We start from the raw sequence: 18,335 nt of genomic DNA, 5'->3' as shown, positions 1-18,335 counted from the left end.
ACAGATAAGTTAGTATCATATATTCACTCTTAAGCATGAAGATTGAAAATTAGTAGATCTCCACGGCAGTCACCGTTATCATAGACTAGAGATTGTTAGATCTTTAAAGAGGAAATATTTTTATTTCGAATTTAGGTGGTACCGCGAATCCTTCGCCCTATGTTGGGCGAGGGATTTTTTTATTATTTTAAATAATTCTTTTGGAGGAAAAAATGAAAAATTTAAAGAAAATGGTAAAAATTGTTATGGTAGGTGCCCTTGCTGCATCTCTTGCTGCTTGCAGTACAGATAAAAAGGCAGAAAAAAATGATGGAAAAATAAAAATTGGAGCTATCCAATATATTGAACACGTATCTCTTGACAATGCACTTAAGGGTTTTGAAGATAGGCTAAAAGAAGAGGGAATTGATGCAGAAGTTGAAGTTGAAAATTTGCAAGGCGACCAAGCTTTAACTACTACTGCGCCAAAAAAATTTGAAAAAGACGAATACAAATTAGTTTATGCGATTTCAACACCAGCTGCACAGGGAGCAAAGACAGCTCTTCCAAACAAAAATATTATTTATTCTGCAGTTACAGACCCAGTGGAAGCCGGTTTAATTGAAGCGCCAGATAAAATTACAAATATCACGGGAGTAAATGATGCAGTTTCTGCAAAGAATCAAATTGAATCTTTCCTAAAGATTTATCCAAATATAAAAACTATTGGTACAATTTTTTCTACTAACGAAGCAAATTCAAAGGTACAAGTTGAAGCTTTAGAAAGTGCTTGCCATGACCTTGGACTTAAACTTGAAAGTATTGGAATAAATAATATTAACGACATTGGTCAAGCTCTTTCAACTTTAACTGGAAAGATAGATGCTTACTATGCGCTAACTGATAATACTGTTGCTTCAGCTGGACCAATAGTTGCTGAAAACTTATTAAAGGATAAGGTTCCATCAATTTCTGCTGAAGAAGGACAAGTTTCAAAGGGTCTTTTAATGAGTGAAGGTGTGGACTACTATGAGCATGGAAGACAAGCAGCGGATCTTGCAATAAAAATTTTAAAGGGCGAAGATATTAAAAATGTTCACGCAGAAGACAACAAGACTTCAAAGAAGAAAGTAAATGAAAAAACTGCTAAGGCACTTGGACTTGACCTTAACAACGAAAATTTAAAGGATGCAGAAATTATAAAATAATTTTCATAGCAGAAAAAAATAAAAACTAAATAAAAATTTTGGGATAAAAATAAAAAAAGGCTTGACTTTGTTGTGCTACTAGATTATAATCATGTTAATTTGAAAAAAGCGTTGAAAGAGAAAAAAGAATTTTTGATGATTTAAGAGAGTTGCCGTATGGTGCGAGGCAATACACAGAAGTTTAATATACACTCTTAAGCTTATTTGTTGAAATTAGTAGGCAAGTACGGAAGCCACCGTTAACTGAGGCTAGAGGTTGTTAGACCTTAAAATGAGGTGATCTTTTTAGATTATAAAATCGGGTGGTACCGCGAAGTCAATCTTTCGTCCCAATGTGGATGAAAGATTTTTTTTATTTTATGGAGGTTTTTATGAAATTTAGAAGAGTATTTGTTTTAGTTTTATTGTCATTATTTTTAGTTTCTTGCTCAGGTGCAAAAAATAAAAAGCCAGCAGAAGAAACTACGACAGGAAGTACAGAAGGTGCAAAAAAAGTTGGCATAATTCAACTTGCCGACCACATTGCCCTTGAAAGAGCAAGAAAGGGGTTTGTTGATGAACTTGAAAAGACAAATCCAGATGTGGAAATTATTTCTAAAAATGCAAATGGAGATCTTACAGTTGTTCCATCAATTATAAAATCTTTTCAAGATAAAAATGTTGATTTGATTTATGCAATAGCGACTCCAGCAGCACAAGGTGCAAAAAATGGCGAAAAGGAAATTCCAATTATTTTTAACGCAGTAACTGATCCAGAAAGTGCAGATTTGCTAAAAAATCTTGAAGCACCAGAGGGAAATGTAACAGGAGTAAGCGATTATTTTTCAATTTCAGCACAACTTGAAGAAATGATTAGCATCTTCCCAAATATAAAAAATATTGGAGTAATGTTTTCTACTAACGAAGCAAATTCAAAATTCCAAGTTGAAGAATTAAAGAAATCTGCAGAAGGTTTTGGACTAAATGTAGTTGAAGTTGGAGTAAATAATATTAACGACGTTTCAACTGCAATAAAGACAATTGAGCCAAAAATAGACATCTTCATGGCTATTACAGATAACACAATTTCATCAGCATCAACTATTATTGCAGAAAGCTTAAAGGAAGCAAAAATTCCTTCCTTTGCATCAGAAGAAGGACCAGTTGAAAATGGAATTTTAATAAGTTCAGGCGTCGACTATTTAGACCTTGGCAAGAAAGCAGCGGGCATGGCAAGTGAAATACTTGGTGGTAAAAAAGTAAGTGAAGTTCCAGTAGTATTTTCAACAGATACTAGAAAAGTTGTAAACAAAAAAACTGCTGAAGCTATAGGACTTAGCAAAGATGAAAAATTGATGAAAGACGCAAAGGTAGTAGAATAGATTTAAAATTAGGAGGAAGAAAGTTGAATTCAGTAATAATGGAATCCATTGTCATGGGACTTATATTTTCCATATTGACAATAGGAGTAGTAATAACATTTAAAATTTTAGATTTCCCAGATATGTCAGTTGAAGGAACCTTTCCGCTAGGAGCTTTTTCTTTTGCTAAGATGTTAACTTTAGGGATAAATCCAATACTTGCAATGGTAGTTTCACTAATTGCAGGAGGTATTGGGGGATATATAACTTATATATTATTTAGAAAATTTAAAATTCAAGCAATACTTGCCGGTATTCTTACAATGACATTTTTGTATTCAGTTAATTTAAGAATTACTGGCACACCAAATGTTACTTTCTTTGATTTCAAAACTGTTTTTCAACTTTTTGAATCCGTTCCAAAGATTTTAATTTTAATAATTATTACATTAATTATAAAAATTATTTTAGATTGGTTTTTAAAAACAGAAAAGGGATATTTGATTTTAGCAACAGGGGACAATGAAACTTTAGTAAAAGCCCTTGGCAAAAATCCCGACAAGTACATTGCAATAGGGCTTATTATTTCAAATGCACTTGCAGCATTAGCAGGAGCACTTATGGCACAGTCAAATGGTTACGCAGACATTACAATGGGTCAATCCATAATAGTATCAGCACTTGCATCAGTAATTATTGGCGATGCCTTTTTAAAGAATGCAAACTTTTTAAATAGAACTACAAGGGCGATAATTGGTGCCATAATTTATAGAATTATATATGGAATTGCACTATACATTGGACTTGCTCCAAGTGATTTAAAGGGAATAACTGCAATAATAGTAGTGTTCTTTATAGTTTATAACAATGTTTCATCAAAGGGACTATCTGTATTAAAGGGAAAGAGGGAAGAAAATGCTAAAAATTAAAAACATATCAAAAACTTTTTACAAGGGAATGGATGAAGAAAATCAAGTATTTGATAACTTTTCCCTTGAAATCGAAGACAATAAATGCGTTGCAATCTTGGGGCCAAATGGATGTGGCAAGTCCACACTATTTAATATGATTAGTGGATCACTAAACCCAGATTCAGGAGAAATTTTATTAGACGATGTTGACATTGCAAAATTATCTGAAGACAAGAGAGCAATTGACATTGGAAAGGTAAATCAAGATCCATCAAAGGGAGTTTGCCAAAGCTTAAATATTTTAGAAAATATGTCCATGGCATTTAAAAAGGGACATAAATTTACTTTCAGAAAATTAATTGACAAAAACAATAATGAAAAGATAATTGAAAAATTAAAGAGCATTGACCTTGGTCTTGAAAACAAATTAAAGACGCAAGTAAAATTCCTATCAGGTGGTCAAAGGCAATCACTTTCACTCTTAATGGCAACAGTAAAAAAACCAAAAATACTTTTACTTGATGAACACACAGCGGCTCTTGATCCAAAGACATCTAAGATAATAATGAACAAGACAAATGACCTTATTAAAAAAGAAAAAATCATGACACTTATGATTACTCATAACTTGAAAAACGCAATAGAATATTCTGACAGAATTATAATGTTAAATAAGGGAAAAGTTGTACTTGACATACTTCCAAGTGAAGTTACAGAAGAAGAATTAAATAGAATTTACAATGAAAAAATCGAAGAATCAAATAATTTAGAATCAGAAAAATTAGAAAATTTGGAAAATTTAAAACAAGTAAAAAAATTTGCTTAAATGTATAATTATAAGAATAATTGCATTAAAAAATCCTACCCGATGAAGAGTAGGATTTTTTTAATTAATATTTAAGTTCTTTGTTTGAATAAATTGAGTAAGTCAATATTATCATTAGCACAAATATAATTGCATTTGCGATTAAGCCAATTATATTTAGGTCAGCACTCACGAAGCTATAAGGTCTAAAGGCTTCGTTAGGGAAGTAAGATATAATCATTCCAAAGATATCGCCGATAACTTTTCCTACGATTGTAAGTAATACAATTAAAAATACAAAAAGTGCGGCAATTGCATCTTGGTGTAGAGAAGATTTTGACATTGCAGAGAAAAAGAAGCCAATGGACATAAATACAAGACCAGAGCCAAGTAGTCCAATAAAAACTTTTATAACTGCTTCAAAAATTTCAAAACTTGTTATTTGTGCAGATTCACTTCCGCCAATTCCTATTGAAGAAATTCCAAGGACAAGTCCCACTGTTGCAAGTGCCATTATTATTAAAAATAAAATATAAATTAACAAGTTGGCAGCAATTTTGCCAGTTACAATTTCTGATTTTGAAATTGGGTTTGAATAAATGTATTCAATATTACCAGAGCTTTGTTCCTTTGAAAGAGAATTTGCTCCAAGTTGCATTGCAAATATAAAAATTAGAACTGCAAGATAATGGTAAACAAGAGCAATGTAGTCGCCAATGTTTACTATGTCAATTCCGTCGTAAAGCCCTAAGATATTTCTAGCAGGCTCGTTAAAACCTTCTAGCACTGAGTTAAATAGCGAGTTCATTTGTGATTCTGCAAGGAAAGGATAAAAGGCAAGCATAAGTCCAAGTAAAATTATCAGGACAATTGCCCAAGATATCATCTTTGCAAAATTTGATTTAAATTCCATATTAAATATCATCTTTGTCCTCCTTTAGTCTTGTATCTTCTGTTACATTGAAGACGTCGTCAGAGGTTTTAAAAATAATTGTGTCATCAGATTTATTTTCATCTAAATTTAATTTTAGACTTTCTGATTTATCATTAGAATTTTCTTCAACTTCATTGTCAGCGAAAATATCATTATTTAGATCCTTAGAAATTTTTTCATCGGGCACAACACTTTTGAACTCATCATCTACAAAGAGATTTGTCTTTGTATTGTGGATTATATCTTTTTCAGAATTTTCTAATTTTACACCATCCACTTCAGTGAAATTATTTTCGCCTTCCTTTACTTTTAGCGTGCCTTCTGTTACACCGTTAACATTAGAAGTTTCAACTGTATTTGCAGAAATTTTTTCTGTTGAACTTTCAACTACTTCTTTATTTGGTGCTTCAGTTTTCTTTCTAGGAAGTTTTGCATTTTCTCCCTTGTAGTAGGCATTTACTTTATCGCATAATTTTGCATCTTCAAGCACATAATTTTCAAGAGCTTCCTCGTAGATTACCTTTGAAAGTTCAGGAAGTGCTCCATCAAAGTATAGGACTGTTTCTTCTTCATCTTTAATAATTCTTGCTCCTATTGAAGTAAAGTAATTTAAATTCCCTCTATAAGAGTCGATTTTTAATACTTTATCTCCAGCAGCTTTCACATTGTTGTATTCAATATCTTGAATTTTACCATCAGATAAGTAAGCGATGCGTTGAGAATATTTTTTTGCTTCTCTTAATGAATCAGATAAAAGCAAAACAGTTAAACCTTCTGTTTCATTTAATTTTTTTATGTGAGAGAAAAGCCTATCAACATCTTTTTCTTCCAAAAATTTAGAAGGGCTATCTAATATTAGAAGTCTTGGTTTAATAACAAGAGCGTTAATAATAGCAAATAGTTTTCTTTCCCTATCTCTTAAATCGCAAATTCTTAAATTTGAATTAAACTCAAAATAATCACAGAAGACATCAATATCTTCTGTGTTAGACAAATCACGCGTGCTAAGTGTCTTCTTTAATAAAGCATAAGATTTTATTTTTGAATCGAAAATCATATCTTCAGGTACGAAGGACACAGTTTCTTTTATTTCTTTTGATTCTTTAAAGGAATCCATATCATAAACCCTAATAGATCCGCTACTAGGTTTTAAGTATCCCATAATAATTCTTGCAAGAGTTGTTTTTCCGGATTTTTCTATTCCAAGAAGAGAGAAAAATTCGCCATCTAAAATTTCTAAATTTAAGTTAGATAAAATTTTTTCTTTGCCCTTGCGTTTTGTCAGGTCATTTATGACGATGGCACTCATACTGTTCACCTCTTTAATAATTGATAAACTCATTATACAATAAAAAACAGCTAATTAAAAGGATATAAAAATTATAATAAAGTGCATTGCCTTTATTTAATCTAGTGATATACTAATAAGTAGATGAATTATATATTTAGCAAAAAGAAGCGATAAAATTTAAGGGGTTTTTTATGAAAAAGAAAATTATACCTTTAATATTTTTAGTAAGTTCTTATTTGGGAATATTTATATTGCTTGCAATGTTAACGAGTGTTTTGCCAGGAATGGCAAAAGGAGAGATTTTAATAGATAAGGATACTGTAATGCGATTTTTTGTATTATTTCTAGCTTTATTGCTTTTGGGATATATTTTTGCTTTATCTATGGATAATAAAGGAAATAATATTTTTTTTGAAAATAAATAAATACATATCGGGTTTCGTTTATGTATTCTTTATATTTTTTATTTTGTTTAGAAGAATAAATAATTTTTATCCAAGGATTAATATTATTCCATTTAAATCTATTGTAAATTATCCTTACGGTTTCATAACTATGACAGATGAATTAAGCTATTTTTCTTTTTTTAAATTTATAATATTGCCAATAGTTTACTTAATTCCAATTTTTATTTTAATTTTAAAAAAGAACAGTAAAAATTATCTTAAAGTTACTTTTATCATTGTTGTTTTATTAGAAGTAATTAAGTTTTTATTATATAAAAATTTTAACGTAGACAATATATTGTTTGGAATATTATCATCTATACTAACCGTTGAAATATTTCAAAAGTTTTGTTTTAATAGCAATAATGCTATTAGTATGTTCTTTTAGTATATTTGCTTTAGAAAATGAAGTTGATAATGAAAAGAAAGTGACGATGGTATTTTTAATTGGACTAGTAGAGAAGAGAGGATGAACTCTGATGGTTCATTAGACTATTCCTTCTATTAAGAATTAAGATATGAAAAGATGATGCCTTATGGTGGGCATAATCAATATGATGCTTATGATGTTTATATAGATACAGAAAATGGAGCTTTAGTTAGCTTTAAGAAAAAGGGTATAGAGAAAGAGGAAATTTCTTTGAGAAGTTTTAGCCAAACTAGAAATCCAATCCCAAAAGATAAAGCCATAAGAATAGCAAATGAATTCTTGCAAAAATACAATAAAGGGGAAATTCAAGAAGTTAGTGTTGGAACTGCTATTCCTAATAAAGATTTTTTTAGGCTGATGGATGGAAAAGAAGAAACTGAACCTGTTATTATAAGTGAAGAAAACTTAGAAGATCAAATAATTAAGGAAGTTTATATCCTAAAAAATGAAAAAGTAGAAGTGTATGTAGATTTATATTCTGGTGAAATTGTTGGAGGAGAATTGTACCTGTACAATGCAGGGGCAATGTCAGTTTCTGATAGTGAAATACCTTATCCGAAAGAATCTGTAACAGATGCTCAATCAGGACTAGCTAGAATGGGTTATGACTCAGTAGGAGGATATTTTAGCTATAATTATTTATGGCAATTTTGGAATTCTCCTTCTAGTAGTAAATCAGTTCGTCAAGCTGCGCTCGATGCGGCAAATAAAGTGCCTGAATACTGCCCAATTAGATTTTTCGGAAATCGAAGTTATAATGGATTTTATTAAAGTTTAAAAGGTGGATAGTATGATAAAACAATCGTTAAAAATTTTATTTATCTTCATACTGGGGATGGTTCTTATCCCCAGTATATCCCAAGCAAAAAGTAAAGAAATTTATGCAGTAAAGTGTGAAATAAATTATTGCGGAGAAGATATCCAAGCTTTTTATATGAAAGATGCCCTATTCATTAAATTAAGGGATTTCCTAGATTTTTTCGACAAACAAAATGATAGTTTTGTGAATTATGATAGTGCATCAAATAGCGTAATGTTAAATATCCAACCAAAGATGTTGAAAATGAAGAATTCCATTAAAATTAAGCCTGTAAAATCTGATAAAAAAATAAAGATTTTTAATTCAAGTCATAAATTAATTGCTTATTCAAAAGAAAATAAAGATAATGGAAAGAAACAAGAAATTAAAGGAATGCAGATGTACTTGATTAATGGAGATAACTATGTGCCTTTAAAAGAAATTTGTGAAATTTATAAAATTCCAATGAATCAAAAGAGTGAATATATAACTTTAAACACAAGTGAAATAAGCAAAGTAAATGATAAAAAATTTACACTTGATAACAAGACTATTGGATGTCAATCTATGAATATAGAAGTAATTACAGATGAAGATCTAAATATTAAATCTTTTATTGTAATAGGTAAGTTGAAAGAAGATATTTTGGACACAATCATAAAAAACATTAGTAGTCAAGGACCAGAAGACCCACTAAAAAACGAACCATATAAGGGAACGGTTATAGTAAATATAAAAGCTGATAAGGATGATGATATAACCTTCACATTTATTCCAGAAAATAAAATTGGGAATAAATATTATGTATCATATGGAATAGGTAATGGCAAAACTAAGTACAAGAACCTGAGTGTTAATGTAGGAAAAAAGATATTAGGTCTGATAAATGGTTCTAAATAAAATATAATTTAAGTGTTAATCATAATAGTGTTAGTTGTAAAGACTGACACTATTTTTTTATTAATAGACCTATGCTTTTTAATTATGATATAATTTTAATTTGAATGGAGGTTTTCTAATGAAACTTGGAATCGTAGGACTACCTAATGTTGGTAAGTCAACTTTATTTAATGCTCTTACAAGTGCTGGTGCTGAAGCTGCAAATTATCCCTTTGCAACTATTGAGCCAAATATTGGAGTTGTAAATGTACCCGATGAACGATTGGATGTCCTTGCTAAATTAAGCAATTCACAAAAAATAGTTCACACAAATATAGAATTTTATGACATTGCTGGGCTTGTTAAAGGTGCAAGCAAGGGCGAAGGACTTGGAAATCAATTTTTATCAAATATTCGTGAAGTTGATGCCATTGTTCATGTAGTAAGATGTTTTGATGACGAAAATATTATTCATGTGGATGGATCTATTGACCCTATTCGTGATATTGAAAATATAAATTTAGAATTAATTTTTTCTGACCTTGAACAAGTTGAAAATAGATATTCAAAGGTTGTAAAAAAGGCGAGAGCAGAAAAATCTCTTGCAAAGGAAAGAGACCTTTTGGAAAAAATCAAAAATGCTCTTGAAAAGGGAAAAGCTGCAAGAGAGGTTGAGCTTGACGAGGAAGAAGAAAAAATCATAAAAAATTATTCTCTTTTAAGTGCAAAACCTGTAATATATGTGTGCAATGTTTCTGAAGAAGATTTAAACAAAGAAGATAACGAATATGTGAAAAAAGTAAAAGAATATGCAGAAAAAACTGGCGATGAAGTTGTTGTAATATCAGCAGAAATTGAAGCTGAAATTGCTACTCTTGACGACGATGAAAAGGAACTTTTCCTTGAAGAACTTGGTCTTGATTCATCTGGATTAGATAAATTGATTAAGTCAAGTTACAAACTTCTCGGGTTAATTTCTTTCTTAACTACTGGCGAGATGGAAACTAGAGCATGGACTATTAAGAAGGGTTCAAAGGCTCCAACTGCTGCTGGAAAAATTCACTCCGACATGGAAAGAGGATTTATTAAAGCTGATACAGTTAGCTACAAGGATTTAGTTGAGTCAGGTTCTGTTGCCGTCGCAAGAGAGAAGGGACTTATTAGAAGTGAAGGAAAGGATTATGTCGTTGAAGATGGCGATGTAATTGTATTTAAATTTAATGTATAGGTGATTTATGATTAAAATTGTTTCTATGGATTTAGACGAAACTCTTTTAACTACGGATAAAGTTATTACGAAGAGTTTTGAATCCTTTGTGGAAAAACTAAAATCCAATAATATTATTCCCGTAGTTGCTACTGGACGTGAATATTATTCTGCTCACAAATTTGTGGGAGATAATGTGGACATCGACCTTATTTGCAATAATGGAAATGTAATTAGGAGTAATCTCACTGGAAAAGTTGAGTATGTAAATCCAATTAGCAAAGAGGATTTAAAAAGAGTAATGAGTTTTGACGATAATGATAATGTCTACACATCACTTCATATTGAAAGGGATGATGGCATAGATCTTGTTTACAAGAAAAAGAACTTTGAAAGTTTTGAAGGCTCCTATGTTGATGCTTTTAAGGGAAGGAATCTTGGAGTAGATGATTTTGAAAACATAAAGGGCAATCCACTTTCAATTGTATTTGCTGGAAGTCATGATGATTTAGTTGCTCTTAGAAACAGAATGAGAGATGAAATTTCTGACAGATTTAATTTTCACATTATGAAAATTAGAAGAGAGCCAAAGTGGATGCTTGAAGTTTTACAAAAAAGCGGCGACAAATTTTTTGGGATAAAAAAATATGCAGAAAATAGAAATGTGGATTTAAAAAATGTTGCTGCTATTGGCGATGATTCTAACGATGTAATGCTAATAGAAAATGTTGGACTTGGCATTGCAATGAAAAATGGAGTAAAAAGACTTAGAGAAGTTGCAGATGTAGTTTCTGATTATGATAATAATAATGATGGAGCAGTAAAAATTTTAGACAAGGTTTTATTTGGTGATTAAATGAATATTAACTGGTATCCAGGTCATATGAAAAAGACAATTGAGGATATTGAGAAAAAATTAAAACTCGTGGATTTTGTAATAGAGATTATTGATTCTCGCATTCCCTTCTCAAGTAGAAATCCTCTTTTTAAGGACCTTTTAAAAAATAAAAAAAGACTTTTAATATTTAATAAGTCTGATTTATCAAATCCAAAATTAAATGAAGAGTGGATGAGAAGAATTACCGATGAAAATAATTTTGCGATTTCTTACAATGCAATGAAGCCAAATGTGGCTCTAGTCGTAAAGAAATCTGAGGAACTAATGTCTGAAGAGATAAAAAAATATAAGGACAAGGGTCTTAATAAGGGGCCGCTTCGTGCAATGATTGTAGGTATACCAAATTCTGGAAAATCAACTTTTATAAATTCGATTTCTGGCACAAAATCTGCAAAAACTGGGAACAGACCTGGAGTTACAAAGACAAATCAGTGGATAAAAATTCATTCAAAACTTCATCTGTTAGACACGCCGGGAGTTTTGTGGCAAAAGTTTGAAGAAAAAGTTGGACTTAATCTAGCCTTTACGGGTGCGATAAAGGATGAAATTATGGATAGAGAAACTCTCTCTTTAAAATTAATTGAAAAATTAAAAAAAATTGTGCCAAAGTCAATAGAAGAGAGATATAAAATTTCCAATGTCGAAAATATGAAACCAATTGAAATCATGGACGAAATTGGAAAGAACAGAGGCGCACTTATGCGCGGTGGATTAATAGATTATGAAAAAGTTTCTGGAATTATTTTAGATGAATTTAGGAAGGGAACTCTTGGAAGAATAACCTTGGAGGAACCAGATGAATTTTTATAAATTTGAAGATGAATATTACGACAAGGGATACAAAAATATTTGCGGAATTGACGAAGTTGGAAGGGGCTGCCTTTTTGGCGATGTAGTTTCTTGTGCAATTATTATGCCAAGGGACGAGTACATCAATGGAGTAAATGATTCAAAAAAGTTAACACCTAAAAAAAGGGAAGAACTCTATACAAAAATTTTAGAATCTTGCATTGCTGTTGGAATTGGAAGGGCAAGTGCAGATATTATTGATAAAGTAAATATAAAAATGGCGACTCACATTTCCATGATAAATGCTCTTGAAAATTTGCGCGACAAGGAAAATAAAAAGATTAATGCAGATTGTGTTTTAATAGACGCAGAAACCATAGAAACTGGGATTTTTCAACATGCAATTATTAAGGGCGATGAGTCTTGCTATTCCATTGCCTGTGCTTCAATTATTGCAAAAGTTTATCGAGATGATCTTTGCAACAAGTGGGCAGAAGAATATCCTCATTATGGCATTGAAAAACACAAGGGATATGCTACAAAATATCATAGAGATGCTCTAAAGGCTTATGGCCCAACTGATATGCACAGAAAATCTTTTTTGAAGAATATGAAACTATGGTAGGACACAATTTATTTTTTGGCAATCGTGGAGAAGGCATTGCTACAAAATTTTTGGAGAAAAAGGGTTATGTAATTTTAGAGAGAAATTATAGAGCTCTTGGCACAGAAATTGACATAATAGCAAGGGATAAAGAAGAGATTGTCTTTGTTGAAGTAAAATCTCGTAACTCGAGAAAATATGGCGATGCCTACGAAGCTGTTACGGAATTTAAAATGCAAAATATAATTCAAACTGCCACAGCGTATATTATGGAAAAAAATCTTTACGACATAATGGTTCGCTTTGATATAATTGAAATTTATTTTAATGAAAAGGAAATCAATCACATAGAGTCGGCATTTACGCTTTCATAAACTAGGTTAAGCCTAGTTTTTTTTATTTTCAAATAATGTTTGATTATTAAAAGAGTTGTGTTATTATAGTTAATAGAAAAAAACATAGTAATTTTGTATGAATTATTTTTTATAAATGGAGGAAGTATGACAGAGTTATTGAGAATTGAAAATTTAAGTGCAGGCGTGGAAGATAAGGAAATTTTAAAAAATATAAATTTAAAAATTAATTATGGCGAAGTGCACGTAATTATGGGACCAAATGGTTCTGGAAAATCCACACTTGCCAATGTAATCATGGATAATCCAGTTTACAATGTAACTAGCGGAAAAATATTTTTTGATGGAGAAGATATTACAGACCTTACAACTGATAAGAGGGCAAATAAGGGACTTTTTATGTCTTTCCAAACTCCCGAAGAAGTTCCGGGAATTTCTGTGGAGAATTTTATTAGAACTGCAAAATCTTTGAAGGAAGATAAGACAATTTCTATTTTAAAATTTAAAAAGGAAATAAAGAAGGAAATGGAAGAGTTAAAAATGGATTCTTCTTACGCTGAAAGATATCTTAATGTCGGCTTTTCTGGTGGAGAAAAAAAGAAAAATGAAATTCTTCAAATGCTCATGTTAAATCCAAAACTTGCAATTTTAGATGAAACTGATTCAGGGCTTGATGTTGATGCAACGAGAATTGTATCAAGGGGAATTGAAAAATTCTTGAATAAAGGCAATGCAGTTTTAATTATTACTCACCACAAGGAATTAATTGACAACATTAAACCAGATTTTGTTCATGTAATTTTAGATGGACAAATTGTAAAAGAAGGAGACGCTTCTCTAATTGATAAAATCGAAGAGGATGGATTCAATTGGATAAGAGAAGAGGTGAAATAATTGACTAAGATAAAAAAAACCTATGTAGAAGACATGGATCGTGGAGTCTACGACATTAAAAATAAATTTACCTATAGATCAAAGACTGAAAAGGGTCTTACAGAAGAAATTGTTAGACAAATTTCCAAGGAAAAGGAAGAACCGGAATGGATGCTTGAAAGTAGACTTAAAGCATTAAAAATTTTCAACGAAAAGAAAAATCCAGAGTGGGGTCCAGATTTATCTGAAGTCGATATGGATGAAATTACAACTTATATTAGACCTGATGCAGATATGAGTGATGACTGGAAAAATGTTCCAGAAGAAATAAGGGATACCTTTGACAAACTAGGGATTCCTGAAGCGGAGAAGGAATTTATGTTGTCTGGAGTTGGGGCACAATATGATTCTGAAGTTGTATATCACAATATTCAAAAATATTTGTCTGACCAAGGAGTAATTTATACAGATTTTGAAACTGGACTAAAAAAATATCCAGAAATTGTAAAAAAGTATTTTGGAAAATGTATCACTCCAAATCTTCACAAATATGCAGCTCTTCACTATGCAGTTTGGTCTGGTGGCTCCTTTGTATATGTTCCAAAGGGAGTAAATGTAGACATACCTTTACAATCTTATTTCAGGCTTAACGCACCAGGCGCAGGTCAATTTGAACATACCCTTATAATTGTGGAAGAAGATGCTTATTGTCATTTCATCGAAGGTTGTTCTGCTCCAAAGTACAATGTAATAAATCTTCATGCAGGAGCCGTTGAACTTTTTGTTGGCGAAAATGCAACTCTAAGATACTCAACAATAGAAAATTGGTCGAGAAATATGTATAACTTAAATACAAAGAGAGCTATTGTTGAGAAAAATGGAAAAATTGAATGGGTTTCAGGTTCCTTTGGTTCAAAAGTTTCAATGCTATATCCGGCATCAATTTTAGTTGGAGAAAATGCAAGCAGTGAATTTACTGGAATTTCTTTTGCAGGGGAAGGACAAAATCTCGACACTGGTGCACAAGTTGTTCACGCAGCACCTCATACTAAGTCAACTATTAACACAAAATCAATTTCAAAATCTGGAGGAATTGCTATTTATAGAGGACTTGTTGAGATAAAGGAAAATGCAGTGGGCTCAAAGAATTCAACTTCATGTGAATCTTTAATGCTTGATAGCGAGTCCCGTTCAGACACAATACCAACTATAAAAATAGAGAATAATGACATTGACATTGGACATGAAGCAAAAATCGGAAGAATTAGTGACTCTGTGATTTTTTATTTGATGTCAAGAGGAATTTCTGAACAAGAAGCAAGGGAAATGGTCGTAAGAGGATTTGCAGAACCAATTGCAAAGGAACTTCCTATGGAATATGCAGTTGAAATGAATAATCTAATTAACCTTGAACTTGTTGGATCAATTGGGTAGGTGAAAGATGAATATAATTGGAAATGAAATTGCCTTTAAAACTTTTAGTTTTTTAAAGGTAAATGAAACTGAAATAAAAATCCCAGAAATCAAAGGGAAATTATATAGAGAAGAAGGAGAAAAAAATCCAGGAGAAATTTCTGAATTTGAAAAAATAAAATATGGAATTTCATCTGACGCACTGGAATTAAATAGAAAATATTTAAACTATTACAATTCCTATGTGGCAAAGGAAGGAGAAGTCAAAGAAGATTTCAAATTATTTGAACTAGATGATGAGTATTGTGAACTTTTTGACCTTCAACACATAATTGCAGAAAAAAATTCAAAATTGAAAGTTATACTTGACTACACTTCCTCAGGCAATGGTGAAAAATTTAGGAATTCTGTTATAAAAGTTCTTGCAAAAGAAAATTCAGAAGTAGAAGTTTTTGTAATAGTAAGAGATGATGACAAATCTTTAGTTCTCGAGTCTATTGGAATTTTCACAGAAGATGACGCAAAGGTATCTGTTCACCAATATGAACTTGGTGCATCAAAACTATACACAAACTATAAAGCAGAGCTTATTGGTGAAAGATCCTCTTCAGTTGTAGATTCAATTTATTTTGGACAAAAAGAGGAATATTTAAATATGAATTACGACATGATTCATAGAGGAAAAAAGACTGAGTCAGATATTTTGGTAAATGGAGCACTAAAGGACAAATCCTTTAAAAATTTTAAGTCAAACTTACAATTTATAGAAGGCGCAAAGGGGGCTGTTGGCTCTGAAGAAGAGTATTCAATTTTGCTTGACGACACAGTCAACTCAATTTCAGTGCCACTAATGCTTGCTCACGAAGATGATGTAGTAGGCAATCACGCATCAAGTGCAGGAAAACTCGACATGAATCAAGTATTTTATCTAATGAGCAGAGGAATTAGTTATGATGAAGCAGAAGCACTAATAGTTGAATCAAAATTTTCTCGAGCAATTGATGCACTGGCAGATGAAAAATTAAAAGAGGAAGTTTGGAATTCAGTTAGACAAATTATAAAGAGAGGAAATTAATATGTTTACAAATAAAGAAATAGAAAATATAAGAAGAGAGTTTCCTTTTTTAAAATTGAAACCCAATGGAAAGAATATTGTCTACTTTGACAATGGAGCAACAACTCAAAAGCCTCGTGAAATTTTAGAAAATATTCAAAATTTTTATGAAACTGAAAATGGAAACCCCCATAGGGGAGCTCACTATCTTGCAATGAAATCGACGGAAGTTTATGAAAATGCAAGGCAAAAAGTTGCTGATTTTGTAGGAGCAAAAAAGGCAAGTGAAATTGTATTTTTGAGAAATGCAACAGAGGCATTAAATTTAATAGCCTATTCTTATGGACTTAATAATTTAAGTGAAGGCGACGAAATTGTAATTTCAATAATGGAGCACCATTCAAATTTAGTTCCTTGGCAACAAGTTGCTAGAAAAACTGGCGCAAAATTAAAATATTTGTATATAGACGAGGACAAGCAAATTCCTTTTTCTGAAATAGAAGAAAAAGTTACGGAAAAGACAAAGATTTTATCTATTACAGGAGCATCTAATGTAGTAGGGACAAATCCAGATATTGAAAAAATTGTGAAGTATGTTAGAGAAAATTCAAGGGCAAAAATTATTTTAGACGGCGCACAACTTGTGCCTCATAGAAAAGTAAATGTAAGTGAACTTGATGTTGACTTCTTGGCATTTTCTGGTCATAAGATGTACTCTGCTCTAGGAATAGGTGTACTTTATGGAAAAGAAGACATATTAAATGAAATGGAACCCTTCCTAACAGGAGGCGATATGATAGAGTATGTTTATGAAGACCATACAACTTTTTTAAATGCACCGCAAAGATTTGAAGCTGGTACTGCAAATGTTGAAGGTGCAGTAAACCTTGCAGCAGCCATTGATTTTGTAAATAAATATGGCATGGAAAGGATTGACGAGTACGAAAGATATTTAACTGACTATTGTTATGAAAAATTAATAAAATTAGAATATCTTGAAGTTTATACAACTAGCAACAAAAATAGAGCTCCAGTAATATCATTTAACTTTAAAGAGGCTCATCCCCACGATGTTGCATCAATCTTAGATACTTATGGCATTGCAATAAGGTCAGGACATCACTGTGCTCAACCTCTTCATAGATTTTTAGGGTCAAACTTCTCTTGTAGAGCAAGCTTTGCAATTTATAATACAGTTGAAGAAATTGATTATTTCGTGGATCATCTTGAAGATGTAAGGAGGATTTTAGGCATTGAATCTTGATAATATTTACACAGAATTAATTTTAGAACATTCTAGAAATAAACACAATAGACGTGATTTAGAGGATTATACTCACAAAGAGCTTGGACACAATCCAAGCTGCGGTGATGAAATCACTCTTCAGTTAAAAGTAGAAGATGGAATTATAAAAGACATTTCTTATACGGGACATGGTTGTGCGATTTCACAAGCATCCACATCAATTATGTGTGACAATGTAAGAGGGATAACTGTGGAAGAAGCTATTGAAAGAGCAAAGAAATTTATTGGAATGGTAAAGGGTGAAGTCAAAGATCCTGACGAGCTTGAAGAACTTGACGATGCCATAGCCTTTGAATCCATTAGCAATCTTCCGGCAAGGGTAAAGTGTGCAGTCCTTTCATGGTACACTTTAAAAGATATGTTAGAAAACAATAAAGAAGAAGGATCTTTTATTCCATCATAAGAGGTGATTAAATGAAACTTTCTACAAAGGGCCGTTATGGCTTAATGGCAATGTATAATTTAAAAGAAAATGAAGGGAAGGGTCCCATTGCACTAAAGGATATTGCAAAAGAAGAAAATTTATCAGAATCTTATTTAGAACAACTTTTTTCTCTTTTAAAAAAAGCTGGACTCGTTAAATCAATAAGAGGAGCAGGTGGAGGCTATGTTTTATCGAGAGCTCCAAAGGATATTGCCATTGGAGAAATAATAAATGCTCTTGAAGGTGATATTTCTCTTTCTTGCTGTGACCTTGGCAAAAATATCAATTGCGGAAAGCTAAAGGATTGTGCAACTAGAGATATATTATCGAAGTTACAAGGACAAATTGAAGATGTAATGGAGTCCATGACTCTGGCAGACATGTGAGGTTAA

The 18,335-nt window shown here is 31.6% G+C and carries 21 protein-coding genes and 2 other annotated features (1 of these 23 running past the window's edge); of the genes, 19 read left to right on the top strand and 2 right to left on the bottom strand.

All coding sequences use genetic code 11. The annotated features are described in order from the left end of the window. Positions 1–163, top strand: a binding site (T-box leader); it begins 66 nt to the left of the window's first position. Positions 164–212: 49 nt separating this feature from the next. The 4 genes from ACQRC6_RS04490 (at position 213) to ACQRC6_RS04475 (ending at position 4,264) form a co-directional block, all read left to right on the top strand. Beyond that, positions 213–1,187 carry an ABC transporter substrate-binding protein gene (locus tag ACQRC6_RS04490; protein ID WP_427847930.1) on the top strand — a complete coding sequence of 325 codons (975 nt, stop codon included), beginning with the start codon at positions 213–215 and terminating at the stop codon, positions 1,185–1,187. 102 nt (positions 1,188–1,289) lie between these two features. Next, positions 1,290–1,522 (top strand) — a binding site (T-box leader). 36 nt (positions 1,523–1,558) lie between these two features. Further along, positions 1,559–2,548 (top strand): ABC transporter substrate-binding protein, encoded by a 990-nt coding sequence (locus ACQRC6_RS04485; protein ID WP_427847929.1) that lies wholly within the window; start codon positions 1,559–1,561, stop codon positions 2,546–2,548. Positions 2,549–2,571: 23 nt separating this feature from the next. Further along, entirely contained in the window at positions 2,572–3,456 is an 885-nt protein-coding gene (locus ACQRC6_RS04480) for an ABC transporter permease (RefSeq protein WP_427847928.1), read from the top strand. After that, positions 3,443–4,264: an ABC transporter ATP-binding protein gene (locus ACQRC6_RS04475; RefSeq protein WP_320850100.1), complete on the top strand. Its 822-nt coding sequence runs from the start codon at positions 3,443–3,445 to the stop codon at positions 4,262–4,264. The genes ACQRC6_RS04480 and ACQRC6_RS04475 overlap by 14 nt, the downstream gene beginning before the upstream one ends. 64 nt (positions 4,265–4,328) lie before the next feature. On the opposite strand, the gene ACQRC6_RS04470 is transcribed toward ACQRC6_RS04475, so the two are convergent. Together ACQRC6_RS04470 and ACQRC6_RS04465 are read right to left on the bottom strand one after the other, a co-directional pair. Then, positions 4,329–5,168: an ABC transporter permease subunit gene (locus tag ACQRC6_RS04470; RefSeq protein WP_427847927.1), complete on the bottom strand. Its 840-nt coding sequence runs from the start codon at positions 5,166–5,168 to the stop codon at positions 4,329–4,331. Continuing rightward, positions 5,158–6,519 (bottom strand): ATP-binding cassette domain-containing protein, encoded by a 1,362-nt coding sequence (locus ACQRC6_RS04465; RefSeq protein WP_427847926.1) that lies wholly within the window; start codon positions 6,517–6,519, stop codon positions 5,158–5,160. The genes ACQRC6_RS04470 and ACQRC6_RS04465 overlap by 11 nt, the downstream gene beginning before the upstream one ends. 140 nt (positions 6,520–6,659) lie before the next feature. On the opposite strand from ACQRC6_RS04465, the gene ACQRC6_RS04460 reads away from it, so the two are divergent. From ACQRC6_RS04460 to ACQRC6_RS04390, 15 genes are all read left to right on the top strand, one after another. Beyond that, positions 6,660–6,893 carry a hypothetical protein gene (locus ACQRC6_RS04460; RefSeq protein WP_427847925.1) on the top strand — a complete coding sequence of 78 codons (234 nt, stop codon included), beginning with the start codon at positions 6,660–6,662 and terminating at the stop codon, positions 6,891–6,893. A gap of 350 nt (positions 6,894–7,243) precedes the next feature. Then, on the top strand, positions 7,244–7,387 hold the full coding sequence (locus tag ACQRC6_RS04455) for a hypothetical protein (RefSeq protein ID WP_427847924.1): 144 nt from the start codon (positions 7,244–7,246) through the stop codon (positions 7,385–7,387). A gap of 53 nt (positions 7,388–7,440) precedes the next feature. Continuing rightward, entirely contained in the window at positions 7,441–8,115 is a 675-nt protein-coding gene (locus ACQRC6_RS04450; protein WP_427847923.1) for a hypothetical protein, read from the top strand. A 19-nt stretch (positions 8,116–8,134) separates the two neighbouring features. Continuing rightward, positions 8,135–9,043: a hypothetical protein gene (locus ACQRC6_RS04445; protein WP_427847922.1), complete on the top strand. Its 909-nt coding sequence runs from the start codon at positions 8,135–8,137 to the stop codon at positions 9,041–9,043. Positions 9,044–9,161: 118 nt separating this feature from the next. Next, entirely contained in the window at positions 9,162–10,250 is a 1,089-nt protein-coding gene (gene ychF, locus ACQRC6_RS04440) for a redox-regulated ATPase YchF (RefSeq protein ID WP_427847921.1), read from the top strand. Positions 10,251–10,257: 7 nt separating this feature from the next. Further along, on the top strand, positions 10,258–11,085 hold the full coding sequence (locus ACQRC6_RS04435) for an HAD-IIB family hydrolase (RefSeq protein ID WP_427847920.1): 828 nt from the start codon (positions 10,258–10,260) through the stop codon (positions 11,083–11,085). Further along, positions 11,086–11,937, top strand: a complete 852-nt coding sequence (ylqF, locus tag ACQRC6_RS04430; protein WP_427847919.1) for a ribosome biogenesis GTPase YlqF — start codon at positions 11,086–11,088, stop codon at positions 11,935–11,937. Then, complete coding sequence (locus ACQRC6_RS04425; RefSeq protein WP_427847918.1) at positions 11,924–12,541, top strand: ribonuclease HII; 618 nt, start codon at positions 11,924–11,926, stop codon at positions 12,539–12,541. Before ylqF ends, ACQRC6_RS04425 begins: the two co-directional genes overlap by 14 nt. Then, positions 12,535–12,894 carry a YraN family protein gene (locus ACQRC6_RS04420; protein WP_427847917.1) on the top strand — a complete coding sequence of 120 codons (360 nt, stop codon included), beginning with the start codon at positions 12,535–12,537 and terminating at the stop codon, positions 12,892–12,894. The genes ACQRC6_RS04425 and ACQRC6_RS04420 overlap by 7 nt, the downstream gene beginning before the upstream one ends. Positions 12,895–13,020: 126 nt before the next feature. Further along, positions 13,021–13,767 carry a Fe-S cluster assembly ATPase SufC gene (sufC, locus tag ACQRC6_RS04415; protein WP_427847916.1) on the top strand — a complete coding sequence of 249 codons (747 nt, stop codon included), beginning with the start codon at positions 13,021–13,023 and terminating at the stop codon, positions 13,765–13,767. Beyond that, positions 13,768–15,180, top strand: coding sequence for a Fe-S cluster assembly protein SufB (sufB, locus tag ACQRC6_RS04410; RefSeq protein ID WP_427847915.1), 1,413 nt, complete (start codon positions 13,768–13,770; stop codon positions 15,178–15,180). 7 nt (positions 15,181–15,187) lie between these two features. Then, the gene (locus tag ACQRC6_RS04405; protein ID WP_427847914.1) at positions 15,188–16,234 is read left to right on the top strand and encodes a SufB/SufD family protein; all 1,047 of its coding nucleotides are present in this window, start codon (positions 15,188–15,190) and stop codon (positions 16,232–16,234) included. A 1-nt stretch (position 16,235) separates the two neighbouring features. Continuing rightward, positions 16,236–17,477: a cysteine desulfurase gene (locus ACQRC6_RS04400; RefSeq protein ID WP_075659279.1), complete on the top strand. Its 1,242-nt coding sequence runs from the start codon at positions 16,236–16,238 to the stop codon at positions 17,475–17,477. Next, entirely contained in the window at positions 17,467–17,922 is a 456-nt protein-coding gene (gene sufU / locus ACQRC6_RS04395) for a Fe-S cluster assembly sulfur transfer protein SufU (protein WP_075659278.1), read from the top strand. The genes ACQRC6_RS04400 and sufU overlap by 11 nt, the downstream gene beginning before the upstream one ends. 11 nt (positions 17,923–17,933) lie before the next feature. Then, on the top strand, positions 17,934–18,329 hold the full coding sequence (locus tag ACQRC6_RS04390) for an RrF2 family transcriptional regulator (protein WP_075659277.1): 396 nt from the start codon (positions 17,934–17,936) through the stop codon (positions 18,327–18,329). Positions 18,330–18,335: the final 6 nt, after the last annotated feature.

Origin of the sequence: Peptoniphilus sp. SGI.035, from assembly GCF_050315115.1 — a bacterium.
Taxonomy (GTDB): Bacteria; Bacillota; Clostridia; order Tissierellales; family Peptoniphilaceae; genus Peptoniphilus_A.
Note: the sequence above shows the minus strand (reverse complement) of the source record. Positions and strands in the feature narration are given on the sequence as shown.